The organism is Limnobacter sp. 130 (genome assembly GCF_902506325.1).
Lineage (GTDB): Bacteria > Pseudomonadota > Gammaproteobacteria > Burkholderiales > Burkholderiaceae_B > Limnobacter.
In genome coordinates, this window is sequence record NZ_LR732328.1 from 1023197 (window position 1) to 1045115 (window position 21919).

Annotated in this window: 20 protein-coding genes and 1 tRNA gene; 7 read left to right on the top strand and 14 right to left on the bottom strand. The window is 52.5% G+C overall.

Going from position 1 to position 21919, the window contains the following annotated elements; all coding sequences use genetic code 11:
• Positions 1 to 139 precede the first annotated feature (139 nt).
• The 4 genes from FRIGORI9N_RS04855 to FRIGORI9N_RS04870 all read left to right on the top strand — a co-directional run bounded on the left by FRIGORI9N_RS04855 (position 140) and on the right by FRIGORI9N_RS04870 (position 3413).
• Positions 140 to 982, top strand: coding sequence for a MoxR family ATPase (locus FRIGORI9N_RS04855; RefSeq protein ID WP_159568724.1), 843 nt, complete (start codon positions 140 to 142; stop codon positions 980 to 982).
• A 14-nt stretch (positions 983 to 996) separates the two neighbouring features.
• Entirely contained in the window at positions 997 to 2172 is a 1176-nt protein-coding gene (locus FRIGORI9N_RS04860) for a VWA domain-containing protein (protein WP_159568725.1), read from the top strand.
• A gap of 69 nt (positions 2173 to 2241) precedes the next feature.
• Complete coding sequence (locus tag FRIGORI9N_RS04865) at positions 2242 to 2817, top strand: glycine zipper 2TM domain-containing protein (RefSeq protein WP_159568726.1); 576 nt, start codon at positions 2242 to 2244, stop codon at positions 2815 to 2817.
• Between the two features lie 134 nt (positions 2818 to 2951).
• Positions 2952 to 3413: a hypothetical protein gene (locus FRIGORI9N_RS04870; protein ID WP_159568727.1), complete on the top strand. Its 462-nt coding sequence runs from the start codon at positions 2952 to 2954 to the stop codon at positions 3411 to 3413.
• 24 nt (positions 3414 to 3437) lie between these two features.
• Here the strand turns inward: FRIGORI9N_RS04870 and htpG are convergent, their stop codons facing one another.
• From htpG to rnr, 4 genes are all read right to left on the bottom strand, one after another.
• On the bottom strand, positions 3438 to 5336 hold the full coding sequence (gene htpG, locus FRIGORI9N_RS04875; RefSeq protein WP_159569649.1) for a molecular chaperone HtpG: 1899 nt from the start codon (positions 5334 to 5336) through the stop codon (positions 3438 to 3440).
• 95 nt (positions 5337 to 5431) lie between these two features.
• Positions 5432 to 7753: a DNA topoisomerase IV subunit A gene (parC, locus tag FRIGORI9N_RS04880; RefSeq protein WP_159568728.1), complete on the bottom strand. Its 2322-nt coding sequence runs from the start codon at positions 7751 to 7753 to the stop codon at positions 5432 to 5434.
• An 18-nt stretch (positions 7754 to 7771) separates the two neighbouring features.
• Positions 7772 to 8506 carry a 23S rRNA (guanosine(2251)-2'-O)-methyltransferase RlmB gene (gene rlmB / locus FRIGORI9N_RS04885; RefSeq protein ID WP_159568729.1) on the bottom strand — a complete coding sequence of 245 codons (735 nt, stop codon included), beginning with the start codon at positions 8504 to 8506 and terminating at the stop codon, positions 7772 to 7774.
• Positions 8507 to 8520: 14 nt separating this feature from the next.
• The gene (gene rnr / locus FRIGORI9N_RS04890; protein WP_159568730.1) at positions 8521 to 11037 is read right to left on the bottom strand and encodes a ribonuclease R; all 2517 of its coding nucleotides are present in this window, start codon (positions 11035 to 11037) and stop codon (positions 8521 to 8523) included.
• Positions 11038 to 11081: 44 nt separating this feature from the next.
• Here rnr and FRIGORI9N_RS04895 point away from each other — a divergent pair.
• A tRNA-Leu gene (locus FRIGORI9N_RS04895) sits at positions 11082 to 11168 on the top strand.
• Positions 11169 to 11298: 130 nt separating this feature from the next.
• On the opposite strand, the gene FRIGORI9N_RS04900 is transcribed toward FRIGORI9N_RS04895, so the two are convergent.
• The 10 genes from FRIGORI9N_RS04900 to FRIGORI9N_RS04945 form a co-directional block, all read right to left on the bottom strand.
• Positions 11299 to 12354 carry a YdiY family protein gene (locus FRIGORI9N_RS04900; protein WP_159568731.1) on the bottom strand — a complete coding sequence of 352 codons (1056 nt, stop codon included), beginning with the start codon at positions 12352 to 12354 and terminating at the stop codon, positions 11299 to 11301.
• 110 nt (positions 12355 to 12464) lie between these two features.
• Positions 12465 to 12941, bottom strand: a complete 477-nt coding sequence (locus tag FRIGORI9N_RS04905; RefSeq protein WP_159568732.1) for a phosphoribosyltransferase — start codon at positions 12939 to 12941, stop codon at positions 12465 to 12467.
• 17 nt (positions 12942 to 12958) lie between these two features.
• Positions 12959 to 14260 (bottom strand): adenylosuccinate synthase, encoded by a 1302-nt coding sequence (locus FRIGORI9N_RS04910; protein WP_159568733.1) that lies wholly within the window; start codon positions 14258 to 14260, stop codon positions 12959 to 12961.
• A gap of 3 nt (positions 14261 to 14263) precedes the next feature.
• Positions 14264 to 15460, bottom strand: a complete 1197-nt coding sequence (locus tag FRIGORI9N_RS04915) for an ATP phosphoribosyltransferase regulatory subunit (RefSeq protein WP_159568734.1) — start codon at positions 15458 to 15460, stop codon at positions 14264 to 14266.
• A gap of 27 nt (positions 15461 to 15487) precedes the next feature.
• Positions 15488 to 15667, bottom strand: a complete 180-nt coding sequence (locus FRIGORI9N_RS04920; protein WP_008248713.1) for a DUF2065 family protein — start codon at positions 15665 to 15667, stop codon at positions 15488 to 15490.
• A 69-nt stretch (positions 15668 to 15736) separates the two neighbouring features.
• A complete protein-coding gene (gene hflC, locus FRIGORI9N_RS04925) occupies positions 15737 to 16603 on the bottom strand; it encodes a protease modulator HflC (protein WP_201301408.1) in 867 nt (288 codons plus the stop codon).
• Between the two features lie 2 nt (positions 16604 to 16605).
• Positions 16606 to 17904, bottom strand: a complete 1299-nt coding sequence (gene hflK, locus FRIGORI9N_RS04930) for an FtsH protease activity modulator HflK (RefSeq protein ID WP_159568735.1) — start codon at positions 17902 to 17904, stop codon at positions 16606 to 16608.
• A 36-nt stretch (positions 17905 to 17940) separates the two neighbouring features.
• On the bottom strand, positions 17941 to 19062 hold the full coding sequence (gene hflX / locus FRIGORI9N_RS04935) for a GTPase HflX (RefSeq protein ID WP_159568736.1): 1122 nt from the start codon (positions 19060 to 19062) through the stop codon (positions 17941 to 17943).
• 36 nt (positions 19063 to 19098) lie between these two features.
• Complete coding sequence (hfq, locus tag FRIGORI9N_RS04940) at positions 19099 to 19332, bottom strand: RNA chaperone Hfq (protein WP_008248719.1); 234 nt, start codon at positions 19330 to 19332, stop codon at positions 19099 to 19101.
• Between the two features lie 179 nt (positions 19333 to 19511).
• Positions 19512 to 20879 (bottom strand): YihY family inner membrane protein, encoded by a 1368-nt coding sequence (locus FRIGORI9N_RS04945; RefSeq protein ID WP_159568737.1) that lies wholly within the window; start codon positions 20877 to 20879, stop codon positions 19512 to 19514.
• A 50-nt stretch (positions 20880 to 20929) separates the two neighbouring features.
• On the opposite strand from FRIGORI9N_RS04945, the gene wrbA reads away from it, so the two are divergent.
• Positions 20930 to 21535: an NAD(P)H:quinone oxidoreductase gene (gene wrbA / locus FRIGORI9N_RS04950; RefSeq protein ID WP_159568738.1), complete on the top strand. Its 606-nt coding sequence runs from the start codon at positions 20930 to 20932 to the stop codon at positions 21533 to 21535.
• Positions 21535 to 21918, top strand: a complete 384-nt coding sequence (locus tag FRIGORI9N_RS04955) for a DUF2069 domain-containing protein (protein WP_159568739.1) — start codon at positions 21535 to 21537, stop codon at positions 21916 to 21918. The genes wrbA and FRIGORI9N_RS04955 overlap by 1 nt, the downstream gene beginning before the upstream one ends.
• Position 21919 lies beyond the last annotated feature (1 nt).

A 21919-nucleotide genomic window follows, 5' to 3' on the forward strand; every position in this document is an offset into this window, starting at 1 on the left:
AAACCTTGCCATTTTACGGTTGATCGGGCGCTTAGTCTACGAACAGCGAGTCGAAAGCACCAAATTGGATGAAAAATTCAGCAAATAAGCCCCAAAAAGCACTTACACTGGCGATATTGAATTACAAGGAATTACAAAAATGCGTTTTGAAGGTAGCAAAACCTACGTCGCAACCGACGATTTGAAACTGGCAGTCAATGCGGCAATTACTTTGCAGCGCCCCTTGCTGATCAAGGGTGAGCCCGGCACTGGCAAAACCCTGTTGGCCGAGGAAGTGGCTGAATCACTGGGCCTGGAGTTGATGCAGTGGCACATTAAATCCACCACGAAAGCACAACAAGGCTTGTATGAATACGACGCGGTTAGTCGCCTGCGCGATTCGCAACTGGGCGAAGAACGTGTCAAAGACATCGCAAACTACATTGTGAAAGGCGTGTTGTGGCAAGCCTTCGAGAGTGACAAACCTGTGGTGCTGTTGATTGATGAAATTGACAAGGCCGACATTGAGTTTCCAAACGACTTGCTGCGTGAAATTGACCGCATGGAATTCTTTTGCTACGAAACCAAGCAGTTGATCAAGGCCAAGCACCGCCCCATCGTGATCATCACATCGAACAACGAAAAAGAGTTGCCAGACGCTTTCCTGCGCCGCTGCTTTTTCCATTACATTCAGTTTCCGGACAAAGCCACCATGGAAAGCATTGTGGCGGTTCACTTCAAGAATTTGAAGAAAGAGTTGCTGGATGCGGCCATGGCCAGCTTCTTTGGCATTCGTGCCCTGCCCGGCTTGAAGAAAAAACCCACCACATCCGAGTTGATTGATTGGCTGCGCCTTCTACTGGCCGAAGACATTCCTGCCAGTGCCTTGCAAGCCAAAGACGGCAAAGAAGCCATACCCCCCATGCACGGCGCATTGCTGAAAAACGAGCAAGACGTTGAACTGTTCAACCGCTTGGTGTTCATGGCCCGCCAGGGTCGCTAATTAAGGCTTTTGCTGTGTTACTGGATTTTTTCTTTCAACTTCGCGACGCCAAGATTCCCGTCACCGTGCGGGAATACCTCACCCTGCTTGAAGGGATGAAGGCGCAGTTTATGACGCCCAGCCTGGACAACTTCTACCATTTGTCCCGCCTCACGCTAGTAAAAGATGAACGCTTTTTCGATCGGTTTGATCAAGTGTTTGGCAGCTATTTCAAAGGGCTTGAAAAGAACATGGATTTGTTCGCTCAATTGCCCAAGGACTGGCTTGAAAAGCGGTTCAATCGCGAGTTCACGCCCGAAGAAATGGCAGCCATTGAATCCATGGGCGGGCTGGACAAGCTGATGGAGCGCTTGAAAGAGCTGCTGAAAGAGCAAAAGGAACGCCATGAAGGCGGTAGCAAGTGGATTGGTTCTGGCGGCACCTCGCCTTTCGGCAACAACGGCTTTAATCCTGAGGGTGTTCGAATTGGACAAGATGAGAGCCGCAACCGCCGTGCCGTGAAAGTTTGGGATCAGCGCCTGTACCAGGATTACGACGATGAACTGGAAATTGGCACCCGCAATATCAAAATAGCGCTTCGCCGACTGCGCAGATTTGCGCGTGAAGGTGCACAAGAAGAACTGGATCTGGACAAAACCATTGAATCCACTGCGCGAAACGCGGGCTGGCTGGATTTAAAAATGCGCCCCGAGCGACACAATTCTGTGAAAGTACTGATGCTGCTCGACGTGGGCGGATCGATGGACGACCACATTCGACGCACAGAAGAATTATTCAGCGCAGCAAAAAGCGAATTCAAGCACCTGGAGTTTTATTACTTCCACAATTGTGTCTATGACTTTTTGTGGAAAAAGAACCACCGCCGCCACAGCGAACGCTTTCAGACCCACGACATACTGCGCACCTACAACAGCGATTACCGCCTGATATTCGTGGGCGACGCCACAATGAGCCCATACGAAATCCTGCAACCGGGGGGTTCGGTGGAGTACAATAACAAGGAAGCTGGCGCAGTGTGGTTGCGTCGTTTTCTTGATCGATTTCCGAAAGCCGTCTGGCTTAATCCGGAACCCGAAGGGCTTTGGCAATATCGCCAAAGCGTTGAAATCATTCAAAATATCATAGAACACCGCATGCACCCCCTCACGGTCGGTGGGCTTGAAACTGCAATGCGATACCTTAGTAAGTAATCCTTGTATTCCTTTTTCTGACCCTCCCCGTTATTAGCAGCACATACACATTTCGTGTGGAGAAAGAAAATGGAAATCAAACGTACTCACCCCCTGATCATTACTGCCGCCGTTGCCATTATTTTGGCCGCCGGTATCGCAATTGCCTCCATGACCGGCCTGCTCCCCAACAGCAACGCCAACATGAGCGATCAGGAAATAGCCCAGATGGAAGAAAAAGCACGTCTGGAAGAAGAAGCGAAAGCCAAGCAAGAGGCGGCTGCCAAGAAAGCAGCATCCAAACCAGCCCCAACAAAAGCAGCCGCCACTTGTAACACGTGTGGTCGGGTTGTTGAAATTCGCCAGCGTACCGTTCAAGGTGAAGGCTCCGGTATCGGTGCTGTAGCAGGCGGTGTGGTGGGCGGCCTGCTGGGCAATCAAATTGGCGGCGGTAGCGGCAAAAAAGTGGCCACAGCGGCTGGTGTAGTCGGCGGTGCTGTACTGGGTAACAAAATTGAAAAAGACCGTAATTCGACTACGCAATACGATGTAGTGGTTCAGTACGACGCTGGCGGTTCAGACGTATTCAGCTTTAGCAGCGCTCCCAACTGGCAGTCTGGTGACCGTGTGAAAGTTGTGAACGGTCAGATCACCTCTAGCCTGTAAACCCGCTCATCTGTTTACAGGATTTGTTTGGTCACCCAGCGATGGGTGACCTTTTTCGTTTCAATAGTCTGTTGTGGAACCAGTTGAAACTCTGAGGCACTCAATTCAAATTCCCCCTTGAATGGAACCTCTACATGACAGCACTGCATGACCCCGATTTAATCAAGGCCCTGGCCGCCTGGGTGGGACAACTTAAAAGCCCCTATCATGAGGACAAGCAAGTGAACAACTACCCCGTGAAGCTCATGTCCAGTTCGCCCAATGCCTGGCTTGAAATCAAGCAGATCGAACAAGGCATGATGGAAATTACCTGTATTCACAGAGTGATGGAACAGGATGAACACTGCGATCTGGAGGGGATCCGAAAGGAATGCAGCCAGTTCAATGCGCTGATGGAACGTGTCCGCCTTCCCGCTTACATGTGGGAAGACCGGCACAAGGCTGAATTTCAGCTAAGGTGGCAAGAAACTTTGGTCACACAGGCTGATTTGAAGTATGTTCAGCGATTTTTTGAACAATCACTGTACCTGGCCAATGCCCTGCAAAGCAGGCTGGGCTGGGCACTGAATAGTCAGCCCCAGCCACTGAGCCATTAAAACAGAATCAAGCAGCCAAACCCGTCAGGCTTTAACCGTCAACAACAGCATGTTCAAGCGACGAACAAAACCTGCAGGGTCTTCCAACTGGCCACCCTCAGCCAGCACCGCTTGGTCAAACAACACATTCACCCATTCATCGAAATGATTGTTCTCAATTTTCAAACGCTGAATGAACGGATGCTCGGGATTTAGCTCCAGAATTGGCTTGGTATCAGGCGCGTTTTGACCTGCCTGCTTCAACATGCGTTTTAAATGCTCGCTCATACCAGCCTCGTCTGCCACGATACAGGCAGGGCTGTCGGTGAGGCGCAAGGTAACACGGGCTTCCTTGATTCGATCTTTCAGCAGGTCTTCAACCTTCTTCAGCACATCCTTGAACTCGTCTTCAACTTTCTTTTTGGTTTCCTTGTCTTTTTCATCTTCAAGGGCCCCCAAGTCCAAGCCACCTTTGGCACAGCTTTGCAATTCCTTGCCTTCAAATTCCTGCAAATAGGAAAGCATCCATTCATCAACCCGGTCACTCAACAACAACACTTCAACACCCTTTTTCTTGAACACTTCCAGGTGCGGGCTGTACTTGGCTGCAGCGTAGGTGTCAGCGGTCACGTAGTAGATTTTGTCCTGCCCTTCCTTCATGCGGCCCACATAGTCAGCCAGGGAAACTGTTTGCGCGTCGCCCTCACTTTGCGTAGTGGCAAAACGCAGCAGCTTGGCAATGCGCTCTTTGTTGGCTGGGTCGTCGCCCATGCCCTCTTTCAGAACCTGGCCGAATTCCTTCCAAAATGTGGCGTACTTTTCAGCTTCGTTAGCGGCCATGTCCTCAAGCAAGCCCAGCACCTTTTTCACTGAACCTTCGCGAATGGCTTTTACATCGCGGCTTTCCTGCAAAATTTCGCGTGATACGTTCAAGGGCAAGTCGGAAGAATCGATCACACCCTTTACAAAACGCATGTAGGGTGGCATCAGTTGCTCAGCATCGTCCATGATGAACACACGCTTCACGTACAACTTGATGCCCTTTTGCTGATTGCGATCCCACAAGTCATAAGGCGCCTTGGCGGGAATGTACAACAGCGAGGTGTATTCCGAACGGCCACCTTCCACGCGGTTGTGCGTGTGCGCCAAGGGGTCGGCAAAATCGAAGCTGATTGTTTTGTAAAACTCGTTGTACTGCTCAGCCGAAATATCTGATTTGGACCGCGCCCACAAGGCATTGGCCTTGTTTACATTTTCCCATTCAGCCGTGGCTTTCATGCCTCCGGCTGCTTCGTCCCATTCCTCTTTCAGCATTTGAATGGGCAAGGAAATGTGGTCTGAGTACTTGGTCAGAATGCTCTTCAATTTCCAGCCGGAAAGCAATTCATCTTCATCCGCTTTCAAGTGCAAAATGATTTGTGTGCCGCGATCCGCTTTTTCGATGGCTTCCACGCTGAATTCGCCATCGCCTTTGGATTCCCATTCAACGCCCTCAGCGGCCGGCAAACCTGCCCTGCGGGAGCGCACGGTGACTTTGTCGGCCACGATAAACGCGGAATAAAAACCCACACCAAACTGGCCAATCAGGGCGGCGTCTTTTTGCTGGTCGCCACTTAATTTCCCGAAAAACTCTTTGGTTCCGCTTTTTGCAATGGTGCCCAAGTGTTCAATGGCGTCCTCGCGACTTAAGCCAATGCCGTTGTCGTCGATCGAGATGGTGCGGGCCTCTTTGTCAAAGGTCACCCGAATTTTCAACTCGCTGTCATTTTCAAACAGACCGGCATTGTTGATGGCTTCAAAGCGCAGTTTGTCGCAAGCGTCGGAGGAGTTGGAGACCAGCTCGCGAAGAAAAATTTCCTTGTTGGAATACAGGGAATGAATCATCAAATGCAGAAGTTGCTTGACCTCTGTTTGAAAACCCATTGTTTCCTTCATTGCACCCATGTTGTTTGCTCCCTTCATGTTCTATTTTCGGATGACGATATATGGGGATTCCACAAGAGATTTCAAGGCGAAAAAAAAGCCCCGAAGGGCTTTTTTTAACCAGCTTTGCGCAGCGTATCGGCTTTGAACTTGATGTCGAGTTCTTTGCCCTTGCGCCCACGTTTACCCAGGCGTTCAGCCAGCAAAGCAGGCTTTAGCACTTCCTCGCGATCTTTGCCGCCACGGCCCACACCGGCAACCACCAGGCTATCCGCAGATCCAAAGGCAATTGCGGCCACCAAGGAGTCTTTGTCATCAAGCGGCAACAACTGCACACCGCGCCCGCCACCGGAAAGCTGCTTCAACTCCTCCAGCATGAACACATGAAAACGCCCGACCTCAGAAAGCACCGCCACACGGTCGTCTGTAGGCATCAACAACACAGGTGGCAACAGCTTTTCACCAGGGTTCAGGCTGATGAACTGCTTTCCCGCCTTCATGCGGCTTTCCATGTTGCCAGCAGTGGCCAAGAAGCCGTAGGCTGCACTGCAAGCAAGAAACACTGGCTGGGTAGCCTGTGCAGCCAACGCGTGGCTGAGAGTACCGCCATTAAGCTCAACAAGGCTTTGCGCCGGTATGCCATCGCCCCTGCCACCCGGCCAGGCTGCAACCGGCACACTGAACACCTTGCCCAGCGCGTTGCCTGCGCCAAACAAGTAGGTATTGTCGGTGGTTTTGCATTCAAAGGCTGCGTACAGGGCGTCGCCCACCTTGAAGGTGAATTGGGCGGCGTCGTGACCGTGGCCCTGGCGGTTTCGAATCCAGAATTTTTGGGAAACAATCACCGTAGTGGGTTCTTCAACCACTTTCACCTCAATGCTGGCTTTGGTGGCCTCTTCAATCAACGTTCGGCGGTCATCGCCATAGGTGTCCGTGTCTTTGCGAATTTCACCAATAATTCGGGTTTTCAGTTTGCCATCATCGGCCAGCAAGGCTTCCAGGTCGGCTTTTTCTTCGCCCAGCTTGGCCAGTTCCTGCTCAATCTTGATTTTTTCAAGACGAGCCAATTGGCGCAGTCGAATTTCAAGAATGTCTTCGGCCTGGCGATCGCTCAGCTTGAACGCCTCGATCAGCGCGGGCTTGGGTTCATCGCTTTCACGAATCACCTTGATCACTGCATCAATGTTCAGCCACGCGATCAGGCGACCTTCCAGCACGTGGATTCGGTCATTTACCTGTGCCAAGCGGTGCTGGCTGCGGCGAGTCACGCACACTTTTCGGAATTCAATCCAGTCCAGCAGCATGGCGATCAAGCCGCGCTGACCGGGACGACCGGCATTGTCGATACTCACCAGGTTGATCGATGTATTGGTTTCCAGGCTGGTGTGGCTCAACAGCAGGTTTGAAAACTCTTCAACAGACACATTCCGGCTTTTCGGCTCGAACACCAAACGCACCGCATTTTCCTTGCCTGATTCATCCCGTACAGCATCCAGCATGGCCAATACCTGTGCTTTCAGGTTTTGCTGCTCGGTACTCAGGCCTTTTTTTCCAGCCTTCACTTTGGGGTTGGTCAGTTCTTCAATTTCTTCAAGCACTTTGGCCGTGCTGGTGTTCGGTGGCAGTTCCTTGACCACCAACTGCCATTGGCCACGGGCCATTTCTTCAATGTCCCAACGGGCACGCACCTTGATTGAACCCCGGCCGCCCGCATAAATTTCTTTCATCGCACTGGCAGGCGAAATAATTTGCGCACCACCCGGAAAGTCGGGGGCAGGCAAATGGCCCATGATGGTATCCAGGTCGGCATTCGGGTGCTTGATCAAGTGGATCGTGGCTGCGGCCACTTCCCGAATGTTATGCGGTGGAATGTCAGTGGCCATACCCACTGCAATGCCAGACGCGCCATTCAACAACACAAACGGCAGGCGCGCAGGCAACAGCTTCGGTTCCTGAAAACTACCATCGTAGTTCGGTATGAAATCGACAGTGCCCATGTCCACTTCGTCAAGCAGCAGCTTGGCGATGGGTGTCAAACGGGCTTCGGTGTATCGCATGGCGGCAGCACCGTCGCCATCGCGGCTACCAAAGTTGCCCTGGCCATCGATTAACGGGTAGCGCAAGGTGAAGTTTTGCGCCATGCGCACCAGTGCATCGTAGGCCGCCTGGTCGCCATGCGGGTGATATTTACCCAATACGTCACCGACCACGCGGGCCGACTTCACAGGCTTGGCATTGTTGGCCAAACCCATTTCATTCATGGCATACAAAATTCGCCGCTGCACGGGTTTTTGGCCATCAGCACACTCGGGCAACGCCCTGCCCTTGACCACGGAAATGGCATAGTCCAGGTAGGCACGTTCGGCGTAAAGGCCCAGCGTAATCGTTTCAGAGTCGTCGCCAGAAGGTGGCGTTGCATCCAGGGTTAGTTGTTCCATGCGGTGCTTCGAGGTTTCTTATTTTGAAAATTGACGTTGACGAAGGGTTTCAAACAGGCAGACCGAGCTGGCCACTGACACATTCAGGCTTTCAACACTGCCGATCATCGGAATTTGCACCAGTTGATCGCATTTTTCACGGGTCAGGCGGCGCATGCCATCGCCTTCTGCACCAAGCACCCAGGCAATGGGGCCGTTCAAGTCCGCATCGTAAAGTGTATCTGTGGCCTCACCCGCCGTGCCGATACACCAAACGCCCGCATCCTGAATTTCTTCCAGCGTGCGAGCCAGGTTGGTCACGGTGATCACAGGGATTGTTTCTGCTGCGCCACAAGCCACCTTCGAGACCACCGGGGTAATACCCACCGATTTGTCTTTGGGCAACACCACAGCATGCACACCGGCGGCATCGGCACTGCGAAGGCAAGCACCCAGGTTGTGTGGGTCGGTCACGCCATCAAGCACCAGCAGCAAGGTGTTCTTGCCGTGGGTATCAATGATTTCAAACAGGTCGTTGCTTTTCACCAATTCTTTGGCAAATGCCACCACACCTTGGTGCTGTTTGTGACCTGCTGCTTTTTCCAAACGATCAGAATCAGCTGCACTGACCTTCACGCCTGCGGCCTTCACCTTGTCGATGAACTGCTGCATGCGCTTGTCTTTGCGGTGTTGGTCAACCAACACCTCGTCTACGCTGGCCGGGGCTGTTTTAACCCGGGCCGACACGGCATGAAAACCATACAAAATGGCCAATTGATACGCTCCGCTTATCTAGGTTTTTTCGCTGCAGTGCGCATTTTAGACCCAGTGGCGGGCTTGGGACGAGCAACACGCTTGGCTTTTTGAATTTCTTCCTTGCGTTTTTTCTCGGCAGCCGCTTTGCTGCGCGATTCATCGGCCGCGCGTTTTTTATTAACACCCCGTGAACTGGTGCTTTCCTCGGGTGGCAGCACAGGCGCTGTTTTGCCCGCATCTTGCACCGCATTCTGTAGCTGAGTCGGGTTGGTACGGCGACCCTGCTGCCGCTGGGGCCGGTTGCCAGACTTGCCATTCGGCTTGGCTGAACCGGGATCTCGCATCAGGCTCTCGAACTTCACGCCCTGAACCAGACGGAATTCAATTCGGCGGGCATCCAGATCAACCCGCGAAACCTGAACGTTGATTGGGTCGGTCAGGCGATAACGAATTCCACTGCGCTCGCCGCGCAATTCATGCAGGCTGTCGCTGTACTGAAAGTACTCGGTACCCAGTTCAGACACGTGCACCAAGCCCTCAACATAAAGGGCATCAAGCGTAATAAACAAGCCAAAGCTTGTTACGCCCGATACATGGCCCTGGAAGGTATCGCCCACGCGTTCTTTCATGAAGAAACACTTCAGCCAGGACATCACATCGCGAGAAGCTTCGTCTGCGCGTCGTTCTGTGGAGGAAAACCAGTTACCGGATTGATCCCAGCGAGCCAGTTCCTCGGCCTTGTCCACACGGCGCTTGGGGTCGAAATCTTCGAACTCGCGCTCGTCCAGTGGCAGCGGCACGTAACGCTTGCCAGCCAACAGGGCTTTAATGCTTCGATGAACCATTAAATCAGGATAGCGGCGAATGGGCGATGTAAAGTGCGCATAAGCCGGATAAGCCAGGCCAAAGTGACCACTGTTGTGCGGTGTGTAAATGGCCTGCTGCATGGAACGCAACATCATGGTTTGCAACAAAGCTTGATCGGGGCGACCCTGAATTTTCTTCATCAGGTTCGCATAGTCCATGCTGGTGGGGTCGTCGCCACCGTCCAGCGTCAAACCCACCGAGCGCAAAAAGGCGCGCAGGTTTTGCAATTTCTCAACGGTTGGCCCTTCGTGCACGCGGTACAAACTGGGGTGTTTGCTGCGTTCCAGGAAATCCGCCGCACACACGTTGGCCGCCAACATGCATTCTTCAATCAAGCGGTGCGCATCGTTGCGACGCTTGGGCACAATCTTGTCAATTTTGCCATCGGGATCGAGCATCACCTGCGTTTCAACCGTGTCAATTTCCATTGCGCCACGGCGCTGACGCGATTCAAACAGCACCTTGAAAAGCGTGTACAGGTTTTCAATGTCGCCATACCCTGAGCCCATGGCCTTGGCAGCCATGCTTTGCGGATCGGTTAGTGCATCCCAAACCTGGTTGTAGGTTAAGCGGGCTGAGGAATGGATCACGGCGTTGTAAAACTGATAGGCCTTGATCGCACCTTTGGGGCCAATGATCATGTCGCACACCAGCACCAGGCGGTCCACGCCAGGGTTTAGCGAACACAGTCCGTTGGAGAGCTTTTCGGGCAGCATGGGAATAACCCGCCGCGGAAAATAAACGGAAGTACCGCGCTTGGTGGCCTCTTGGTCAATCGGTGTGCCGGGCAACACATAATGGCTTACATCGGCGATGGCCACCAGCAAACGCCAGCCGCCCTTGGTGTCGTTCGATGGGGTGCAATACACTGCATCGTCAAAATCTCGTGCGTCTTCGCCGTCGATGGTGACAAAAGGCACATCGCGCAAATCCACGCGGCCTTTCAGGTCTTTGTGCTCCACCTCATTCGGAATGCTTTCCGCCTGATTCATGGTGAGCAAATTGAATTCATGCGGCACGTCGAATTTGCGCACAGCAATCTCGATCTCCATGCCGGGGTCGTCTAACTCACCCAGTACTTCAGCCACCTTGCCAATGGGCTGTGAATGACGTGTGGGCTGCTCGATGATTTCAACCGTGACCACCTTGCCAGGCGTGGCATTGCCCACGTCTTTGGGCGACACCAGAATGTCGTGTTTAATGCGTTGGTCTTCGGGTATGACCAGCAAAATACCGCGCTCGGAAACAAGGCGCCCAACCAAGCGGTTGGTTTTGCGTTCGGTCACTTCAACAATGGTGCCCTCGGGCTTGCCGCGGTGATCAGTGCCGGTAATTCGCACCAGCACACGGTCGCCATGCAACACTTTTTGCATTTCACGCGGGGAAAGGAATGCGTCGGGCCCGCGATCGTCCCGAACCAGAAAACCGAAACCATCACGATGCCCCGCCACGCGGCCAGCCACAAAATCCAGTTTGGTAGAAAGCAACAACATGCCTTTTCTGTTGGGCATTAATTGGCCATCACGCTCCATGGCATTCAGGCGTTTTTCAATAATGGGGATTTGATCTTCGGTGAGTTTAAGGTGCTCGTAAACCTGTTCGCGGGTTAAGGGGGCTTGCGCTTGGCGCAATACAGCCAGGATGTCTTCACGACTTGGGATTTTTATTTCTGTTTTATGCATTGACAAATTTATTTATTTCATTAGAATTCACGGCTCGCACCTGTGCCCAGGTGGCGGAATTGGTAGACGCGCTAGGTTCAGGTCCTAGTGGTGGTAACACTGTGGAGGTTCGAGTCCTCTCCTGGGCACCAGCAATTTTCTTCCCTATGCGTTTCAACGCAGTGTACAGCACTTTCCCAGCTTTAATTCTGAATTTCCAAAGCGCTTTGCGAATTTGCATTGCCGCTGGTGCCTGCAACACAAATTCGCTAATAATTTCACTTAGAAACCATAGCCCACGCTGAAAATCAGGCTGCTGTCGGTTTTCTTAACCCCAGGCGGCGGCATGTTGTCGTAGTCCACATTCAGCTGCGTGGCCACGTTCACGTTTTCAACAATGGGAACCCGCAAACCGATTTTTGTTTTGAAAAGTGCATCAGCCGTGTCTTCCAGGCTGATCGACAAATCATTGTTGTTGAAAAACACCAAGCGCTTGTCCCAAAATTTGCGCTCGTAATTCAAACCGAGGCTTAGCGAGGGAAAAGACTCATCGGGTGCAACAATGTAATCTTCATTGATGTAAGCCAAACCATATTCAGTGGACAACTTCGCACGTTCGGTTTCAAAAAACTGGTAACCATAACCTGCACCAAGTGAGGTTCTCAAATTCAAATCAGCCAGCTTGTCTTGCTCTCCCTTTGCATTCACAAACAAGTAATCTTTCTCGCTTAAAAATGCATCGTACTGGGTCAACAAATAACGGTTCGACGTCGTGGTCACGCCGGCAGACTCAGCCTCGTTGACTTCTGCAGCCAGGGTGTATCTGTTCTCAGGTGTGCGGGCGATAAATTCCGCATCAAAGTTCAAGGCCTCATCTTCGGAATTGCCTCGGTTAAAAACACCCCCCAAATTGGCCCGTCCACTGTATTTCACAGAGTTATCAACCACAGGTGGGTTAAACATGGCAACGTCAGCCTTCTGTAGCGGCTTGGAGCGTCCCAAATCGCCTTGATCAATGATCAACTCGCCTTGCTGGCTTAAGGTCACCTTGCCCTTCGCAGCGCTACCATTTTTGAGCTTTACAGTGACACCTTCGTCGGACTGCAACTCCTGCACCTGCTTCCAGGGCAATTCAACGACGCCAATCATGGGCGACTTGAAGGTGAGAATGTTGTCGCTGAGCTTGATGACTTCGCCGGTCAGGCGATCACCATTCGTCAACACCACATTTGCGGCATTAACCGGACTACTGAACAGGGAAATTGCGAGTGCGCAAGCTGGTGCTAATTTGAAAAAACAGGGGGGATTTTTCACGGCTACTTCTTGTAAAACAGACATTGTCCCGAGATCTCCTTGGCAGGTAATTGGACCCATAGGATAACACATCGGATTTTAGGTCTTTTTAGGCCATAAATAAGGCATTGTTGACGGGAGTTAATACCAGATATTCAGTGGAAATCGCGAGTTTCAAATGGCTGCACGATCCAGATATCGGAATCGAGATACTCGGCTGCAAAATCAGGCTTGAAAACCGACCCGGGCTTTACCCAAACCACCGCGGTTTTAAGCTCATCAATGCCGGGGCAATGTGTACGCAAATGCCCACACAAGGCCTGCAAAGTGTGCCCGGTGTCAGCAAGATCGTCGACCAAAAGCACCTTGCCACTTACTGGTGAAACGGACGCAATACTGGCTGAAAGACGCAACTCGCCCTGCGCGGTTCCATCTTCATCACGGTAAGAGGATGCAGCAATCACAGCCATGGGTTTACGCAGTGAACGGGACAAGCCGTCAGCCAGAAACAGACCCCCACGGGAAACACCCAAAATACAATCTGGGCGAAAGCCTGAATTTTGAACAGCGTTCACCACCTGATCAATCAGATGGTGGTACTGCGCATAATCAATGTGCAGCTTGCCGCTCATTCTCGTGAGTGGCCGGCTTAAGCTTTGTAAGGGTGGCGCAACACGATGGTTTCGTCGCGGTCGGGGCCAGTAGAAATCATATCGACTGGTACACCACACACTGCTTCCATGCGCTTTAGGTAAACCTTTGCCTCTTCCGGCAAATCGTCAAACTTCTTCACGCCAAAGGTGGTGCCCTTCCAACCCGGGAAGGTTTCGAATATCGGCTTGCAACCTTCAACCTTGTCGCTGCCGAACGGCAGAATATCGGTTGTGGTGCCATCGGCCAATTCGTAGCCCACACACATTTGAATGGTTTCCATGCCATCAAGCACATCAAGCTTGGTAATACACAGGCCAGAAACACCATTCAATTGAATGGTACGGCGCAAGGCTGCTGCATCGAACCAGCCGCAGCGACGCGGGCGACCCGTCACTGAACCAAATTCGTTGCCTTTTTTGGCCAGGTACATGCCTTTGTCGCAAAACAGCTCGGTGGGAAACGGACCTGAGCCCACACGCGTGGCGTAGGCCTTGGTAATACCCAACACATACTGCAAGCGCTGTGGACCCACCCCGGCGCCAGGAGAGGCTGCTCCGGCGATACAGTTGGAACTGGTTACGAACGGGAAAGTACCGTGATCGATGTCCAGCAATGCACCTTGCGCGCCCTCAAACAACAGGTTTTGACCTTCGTCATTGGCCTTTTGCAGCAAGGTAGGTACATCAGCCACCATGTTCTTGATGCGGGGCGCCAGGGCCATCGCTTTGTCGAACACCACTTGGGCATCCACGGGCTCAGCACCCAGGTACTGCGTCAGCACAAAGTTGTGGTAATGAAGCACTTCATCCAGCTTGGCCCGGAATTTTTCGGGATTGAACAAATCCTGAACGCGCAGGGCACGGCGGGCAGCCTTGTCTTCATAAGCTGGGCCAATGCCGCGGCCGGTGGTGCCAATTTTCGCATCGCCACGCTTGGCTTCGCGGGCTTTGTCCAACGCCACGTGGTGATCCAGAATCAAGGGACAGGTTTCGCTGATTTTCAGGCGACTTTCAACTGAAATGCCACCAGCTTGCAACTCATCAATCTCGCTTAACAAGGCCTCGGGTGACAGCACAACGCCGTTACCAATGTAAACCTGCACTTCTGGGCGCAAAATGCCGGAAGGAATCAGGCGCAAAATGGTTTTCTTGCCACCAATCACCAGCGTGTGGCCAGCATTGTGGCCACCCTGAAAACGGACAACGCCTTGGGCATGGTCTGTCAACCAGTCCACAACCTTACCCTTGCCTTCGTCACCCCACTGGGTACCAATCACAACCACGTTTCGAAAACTCATTTCCTATTTCTCCTGATTCATGCCAATCGGCACCACTTTCCACACGGCGTTGGCCTGTACAAGCTGCCGATCACATACAAACTCTTCTTCCTCTTGGGCGGTGTTGGGCAGCGACTGCAGCACTACTTCACCCTGACTGCGCAATTCACGAATGACAGCCATCAAATCAGTGTCATACACCCAAGGCGCACGAATGGCGGTTTTGGGCTTGGAATGCACTGCCTGCAACGACACCAGTTCACGCAGATCCACTGAAAAACCAGTGGCTGGACGAGCACGGCCGTACACCGCACCCACATCGTCATAACGACCACCACGCAAAATCGCGTTGGGACACCCTTCTACGTAAGCAGAAAAAATAAGGCCGCTGTGGTAATCAAAACTGGCCAAATCTGCCAGATCAAGAATTAACGCAGGCATGGCCGACACAGTTTCCTGCAAACGGGCAATCAGGGTGCGCAGTTCATTCAATACCGCACCCACTTTCGGGTTCCGTGGCAGCTTATCGGCAGCCCGATTCAATACACAATTGCCGCCACCCACCGAACCATACAGGTTAAGCAAAGCCAGCACATTGGCTTTACACGTCGCGGACACGCCATTCAACAAAGCCTCTAGTGCCGGGCGATCTTTCTGAGCCAGGCAATCATGCAAACTGTGAATCAAGTTGTCGCTTAAACCTTCTCCATCCACCACTGCGGCCAATAAGCCGGCGTGTGACAAGGCAAGGCGATAACCCTTCAACCCGGACAAATTCAGGGTATCAACAGCCAAATTCAATATTTCCAGGTCGGCCTCAATGCCGCCGCAACCATAGAGCTCAGCACCGCATTGAAGCGGCTCACGGGTGTTGTGCAAGCCCAAAGCCTGCGTGTGCAACACGGGTCCGCAGTAGCACAGGCGGGTAACGCCCTTGCGATTCAAAATATGAGCGTCGATACGGGCAACTTGCGGTGTTGTGTCGGCCCGCAAGCCCAACATGCGCCCACTGGCCTGGTCCAGCAACTTGAAAGTTTGCAGGTTCAGCGAGGCATCCGCATTGCCGAGCAAAGACTCGGTGTACTCCAGCATGGGAGGCATCACCAGCTCATAGCCGTATACGCGAAAACGGTCCAGCAAGGACCGACGCAATTCTTCAATACGCCGAGCCTCGGAAGGCAAAACATCGGCGACAGACTCTGGCAGAAGCCAAGCAGACATGACTATTCCAACTCTTAAACGAGTGTTTTAAAACAAAAAAAGCGTGATACCGATGAGAATCGCCACCAGCCCCACAAACCGTATTTGTCCTTCTGTGAGCGAGGCAATCTTGAGAAAGGTCTCTTTCCATTGTTTCGGAAAAAGAAAAGGCATGAAACCCTCGAGAATAAACACGAGGGCCAAAGCCAGCCAAAAGGTCTCGCTCATATCAGTTTTCCCTGAGCCAGACCTTTCAAGCGAAGGTGATTAACCCACGCAAGCGCACGAAAGCCCAAGTTACTGCGTTTTTTGCAAAAACTTGAAGAAATCGGACTGCGGATCAACCACCATTACATCAGACTTGGACGTCAAAGACTGCTTGTAGGCATCCAGGCTGCGGTAAAAGGAATAGAACTCGGGATTGCGACCAAAAGCGGCATTATAAATCGAACCGGCCTTTGCATCACCCTCCCCCTTGATTGTTTGTGCTTCTCTGTATGCTTCGGCCAAAATTACGACCACCTGGCGATCGGCATCGGCACGAATTTGCTCGGCTTCTGCAGCACCAGTCGCTCGCAGATCGTTGGCAACCCGCTTGCGTTCAGCTTCCATACGACGGAAAACAGATTCACTGACTTCCGGCAACAGATCGACCCGCTTTAAGCGCACGTCAACGATTTCCACACCAATCTCGGTGGCTTCGTCTTTCACTTTTTCCACCACGGTGTCCATCACGGTGGTGCGCTCACCAGAAACCATTTGAGGTACTGTGCGCTTGGTGATTTCCTCGTTCAAGGCCGACTTGACCACCTGCGACATGCGGCTTTGTGCCAAACGAGAATCTCCGCTCAAACGAACGAAGTACAAGCGGGGATCAACAATACGCCACTTGATGTAAGAGTCGATCAACAGATTTTTCTTTTCAGACGTAATAAAACGCTCTGGCTCTGGTGTATCAATGGTTTGAAGCCGTTTGTCGAGAAAAATCACGTTCTGGAAGGGGGCTGGCAGCTTGAAATACAAGCCAGGCTCCTGGCGCACTTCCTCGACCTGACCCAAAGCAAACACAATGGCGTACTGGCGCTGGTCTACAACATAAAGGCAGGTGTTGGCCACAAAAAAGCCAACCAGCGCAGCCGCTACAACAACAAATATTTTAGGCATGATTAGCGAGCTCCCCGGTCACGATTGCGCATGGCATCGCGAATACTAGTATCAAATCCATCGTTTGCACCACGAGGTGCGGATGGACTGGTCTCAGCGGCCTTGGCTGCAGCTGCAGCAGATGCTGCGCTATTGCCTTCCGACCCTGATGCGCCAGTTTTTTCGATCAATTTATCCAAAGGCAGGTACAGCAACTGGCTGTTCCCCTTGGAGTCAACAATGACCTTCGTTACATTGGTGTAAATTTCTTGCATTGCATCAATGTACAGGCGGTCTTTTGTGACTTTGGGTGCTTTTTCGTACTCAGTCAGAATGGCTTTAAAGCGAGCTGAATCACCCTCGGACTGAGCAACCACGCGTGCACGGTAACCATCGGCCTCTTCCCGCAGACGGGCTGCATTGCCTCGCGCACGTGGAATGACATCGTTGGCATATGCTTCACCGTCGTTTTTCAAGCGCTCACGGTCTTGCCCGGCTTTCACTGCGTCGTCAAATGCCGCCTGAACCTGCTCTGGTGGTTGAACACCCTGAACGGTCACGCTAGAGACCAAAATACCCGTGCCGTACTTGTCGAGAATTTCCTGTATTACCTCGGCTGTATTCAGGGCAATTTGCTCTCGGCCCTCGTACAACACAAAGTCCATCTTGCTTCGGCCAACCACCTCGCGAATGGCTGTTTCAGCAGCCATTTTCACGGACTCATCCGGATCAATGGTGTTGAACAGATAATCGCCAGCATCCTTAAGGCGATACTGAACCGCGAACTGAATGTCGATAATGTTTTCGTCTTCAGTCAGCATCAGGGCTTCACGCAATACCTTGCTTTTCACGTCGTTGCGATACCCGACTTCAACAATGCGCACCTGAGAGGAGTTCACCACCTCATGCGACTGAATTGGATAGGGCAAACGCCATTGAAAACCGGGCATTGAGGTGTGGTGATATTTGCCGAACTGCAGCACCACGCCTTCGCGACCTTCTTGCACGATGTAAAAGCCGCTGGCTAGCCAAACGAGCACAGCAACCACAACAACGGCTGTGAACCCTTTGCCGGCATTTTCCATGCTGGGGCCACCGTTGCCGCCACCAACCGGGCCACGCGGGCCACCACCATTGCCACCCTTCTTGCCGAACAGGCGATTCAGCCTGCTGTTGAAGTCGCGCCACAGCTCATCCAGGTCAGGTGGGCCGTCTTGACGGCCTCCGGGACGGCGGTTGTCTTGATCTTGAGGCTTTGTGGGTTCATCGTTATTTTGATTACCCGATGAATTTCTGCCCCAATCCGGATCATTCATTGACATGCTTGTTCCTACTGCTGAAAAAATAATTGTTGACGTTCAGGCCCACTGCAATTGATCTGACTGCGTGTCTGCACCCCTGCTTTGAGCATAGAAGTTGCCTGCAAGTTCAGTCAAACATTCCCTCAATTCAGGAATGCCAAGCCCATAGCGTGCACTCACCGCCACGGACAAAATCTTACCATTGCCGTCGCGCTCGACTTCCACAGAACGCTCGCAGGCGTCTATTTTGTTCCAGATGATCACCTGCGGAACATCTCCTGCTTCGATCTCGTGCAACACTTTGTTGACTTCATCGATTTGACTGTGCCGAACCTGCGAACTCACATCGACAACATGCAGCAGCACATCGGCGTGTACTGCACTTTCAAGCGTCGCCTTGAACGCATCGACAAGAGAATGTGACAGATCGCGAATAAACCCGACGGTATCGGAAAGTGCCATGTCTATCTTGGGCGCCAGCCAAACGCGACGTGTGGTGGTGTCCAAAGTGGCAAAGAGCTGATCGGCGGCATAGGCTTTGTCGCTTGTAATTGAATTGAACAGCGTACTTTTGCCCGCATTGGTGTAGCCCACAATTGCGACCGTGAACTGCCCTCTGCGTTCACGCTGCCTGCGTTGGGTTTGGCGCTGCTTCTGCAGCTTTTCAAGACGGGTTTTCAACTGTTTGACCTTCACCCCGATCAGGCGACGGTCTGTTTCAAGTTGGGTTTCACCCGGCCCGCGCATGCCGATACCACCTTGCTGACCATACAAATTGGCGTTGCCGCGAACCAGTCGCGAAGCCATGTACTGCAGTTGAGCCAGTTCGACCTGCAACTTGCCTTCGAAACTGCGCGCGCGAATGGCAAAAATATCGAGAATCAGCCCGGTGCGGTCGATCACGCGGCGCCCTAGGGCATTTTCAAGATTTCGTTGCTGGGCAGGACTCAAGCTGTGATTGAATATCACCAGCTCGACCTCTTCTGCATCGCAATGCGCAAGTATTTCCTGCACCTTGCCAGAGCCAATGAATGTTGCGGAGTCGGGGGAACGCCGTTTGGACACGAAAACGCCGATCACCTCTGCACCAGCAGAGGTGGCCAGTAGAGCCAGCTCATCGACACTTTCGCGGAACTCGTGTTGACCAAGGTCAAGTGCAACCAGGGAACTACGCGTCATTGCAAACCGCGGAAAAATTGGAAAGTGAAGATAAGTTTACTCCTTCACCTCGGGGGTGAATGTAACTGAACGGCCAGGCACAACCGTTGAAATTGCGTGCTTGTAGACCATTTGGGTTACCGTATTACGTAGCAAAACCACGTATTGATCAAAAGACTCGATTTGGCCCTGAAGCTTGATACCGTTGACCAGGTAAATGGACACGGGTACATGCTCTTTGCGCAGCAAATTGAGGAAGGGGTCTTGTAGTAATTGCCCTTTGTTACTCATAACAGCTCCAGACTGTGTTGATATTATTAAATGTCAGAGCTTTTGGCTCGTCACGCTTAGTTTACAGAAAGCACCTATGGGTGCCAAACGTAAGCTCTTCTTTTGTAGATATGGACACTCTTTTTTCACAATAAGTTCAAATCCAACGCCGAAGATTGATTCACGTTGACATCACCCACCTAGCAAGGCGCGAGTTCAAGCCATTGAGACAGGCGGGGCCGACGAATAAATTCTTCCTGAAACTCGGAAAGTCTCGCCGTAGATTGTGGCAATCGGGCTGCCCATTCCGCCGTCAAGGAAGGGTCGTACCACAATGCTTTTGCCACCACTTCTGCACTGATATTGGCCGGGTCGCAGATCAGGGCAAATCGATCATCACCCCTTACAATCGCCAAGAGTCCAATCACTCCATGGTCTATCAGCAAGCTCAGGATCTCGTCCAGTTGATCAGGTGGCACTTTGGCAAACACCCTCAACTCTTCCATGGTCATGCCGGGTTTTTCCTGTTGGCGCGATTTTTCCAGTTCAACCAACACGCTCAAACCTTGCAACCACCGTTCACCGGGGCGGTTGCTGGGGTTCCAGTAGCCGGTTCGGGCCACTGGCAACGCCGCCACGGTGCTAGCACCCAGCAGCACAATAATCCAGCTCACGTAAATCCAAAGCAAAAAGATTGGAAACGCCGCCAAAGCGCCATATAAAGCGGTGTAACTTGGGAAATGCGTGATGTAGGCCGCGAAGGCCCGCTTTGAAATTTCAAACAGAATGGCTGCCAGCGCACCGCCCACCAAGGCATCTTTCCAATGTACTGCGCGATTGGGCACTGCGCGATAGATGAATGCAAACGCCAACACGGTCAGGGTAAGGGGTATCAGATTCAGCGCCGGGAACATACCACCAAGAACTGGATTGATGCCACTCATGGACTCGCCAATCAAGGCAGTCGATACGCTGATACTCAAAGCGATCAATACTGGCGCCAAAGACAGAACAGCCCAGTACAACAGCACTTTGTTGATAGTCGAGCGTTGACGCTTCACGTTCCAGATCTGATTGAACACCCGATCCACAGTGAACATGGTGGTCAATGCGGTAATAACCAAGAACACGATACCAATGGCAGTCAGCCCTTTGGCTTTGTCAGAAAACTGTGTGACATAGGTCAGAATGGTTTCTGACAAGGTTTCCGGAAAAAAACTCTCGATCAGATAACCCTGCAAAGAAGACTGCAAACGGTCAAACATTGGAAATGCAGTGAATATGGCCAATACCACAGTGGCCAGGGGTACCAGCGAAAGCACAGTGGTGAAGGTTAAGCTGGCCGCCACCTGGGGCAGACGTTGCTCGCTAATGCGCTGACTGACCAGGCGGGTAAATGCAATCCACCAGCGCAAATTCAGCGGGGACAATTCCACATCGGCCACACTGAATGCACGACGGGCACCCCGCATAAAACGGGCCCGGCGGGTTTGGCTTTCCTCAACGGGTTTGCCGACGGTTTTGAAACTCTTGGTCTCAGTTGTTTCGGAAGGTGCGGCTGAACTCATGCGCTTCGATACAATAGGGGTTCCAACAGCCCCCATGATAACCCTTAAGCATGATTGAAGTATTGGTCTTGTATTACACCCGCCACGGTACCACCGCACAATTGGCACGTGAAATTGCTTTGGGCGTCGATTCAGTCAAGGGCGTTTCAGCGCGGCTTCGCACAGTACCCGGGGTGTCTGCCAACAGCGAGTCCACAGAACCAGACATCCCCGCGGATGGCCCACCTTACGCAGAACCGGCAGACTTGAAAGAATGCGCAGGCCTGGCACTTGGCTCCCCGACCCGGTTTGGCAATATGGCGGCCGCGATGAAGTATTTTATCGATGGCACAGTGGGAAACTGGCTTGCAGGCGACCTGATCAACAAACCGTTTTGCGTATTCACCAGCACCAGCAGTTTGCATGGCGGCCAGGAAACCACGTTAACCAGCATGGCCTTGCCCCTGATTCACCATGGCATGTTGTGGCTGGGCATTCCCTATTCCGAACAGGCCTTGCACGACACCACCACCGGCGGCACACCCTACGGCGTGACCCATTGGGCCGGGACAAAAGGACACAACCCGCTTTCCGAACACGAAAAAGCACTGGCCAGAGCGCAAGGCGTGCGTTTGGCAAAAGCAGCACTGGCACTACAACACATGGATAAACCCTGATGAGCAGCACCCCCGACATGAATTCAACCCGCAGCAAAGCCTACTGGGCGACCGTAACCAGCCTGTTGGCCCTGATCGCCTTGTGCGTGGCCTGGGAACTGTTTATTGCGCCGATTCGCCCGGGTGGCAGCTGGCTGGTGCTGAAGGTATTGCCCTTGCTATTGGTGGTGCCCGGCATATTCAAACAACGCGTACGCACCTATCAGGCTACTTCTCTGTTGGTGTGGTTGTACTTTGCAGAAGGCGCAACACGGGCCAGTTCCGACCCCGCCCTTGCCTCTCAGTTAATGGCCGGGCTCGAGGTGTTTCTGACCATCGCACTTTTTGCCAGCGTCAGCGTGTTTGCGCGCACTTACAAAGTGCCAAAAACCAAGGTAGCCTGAG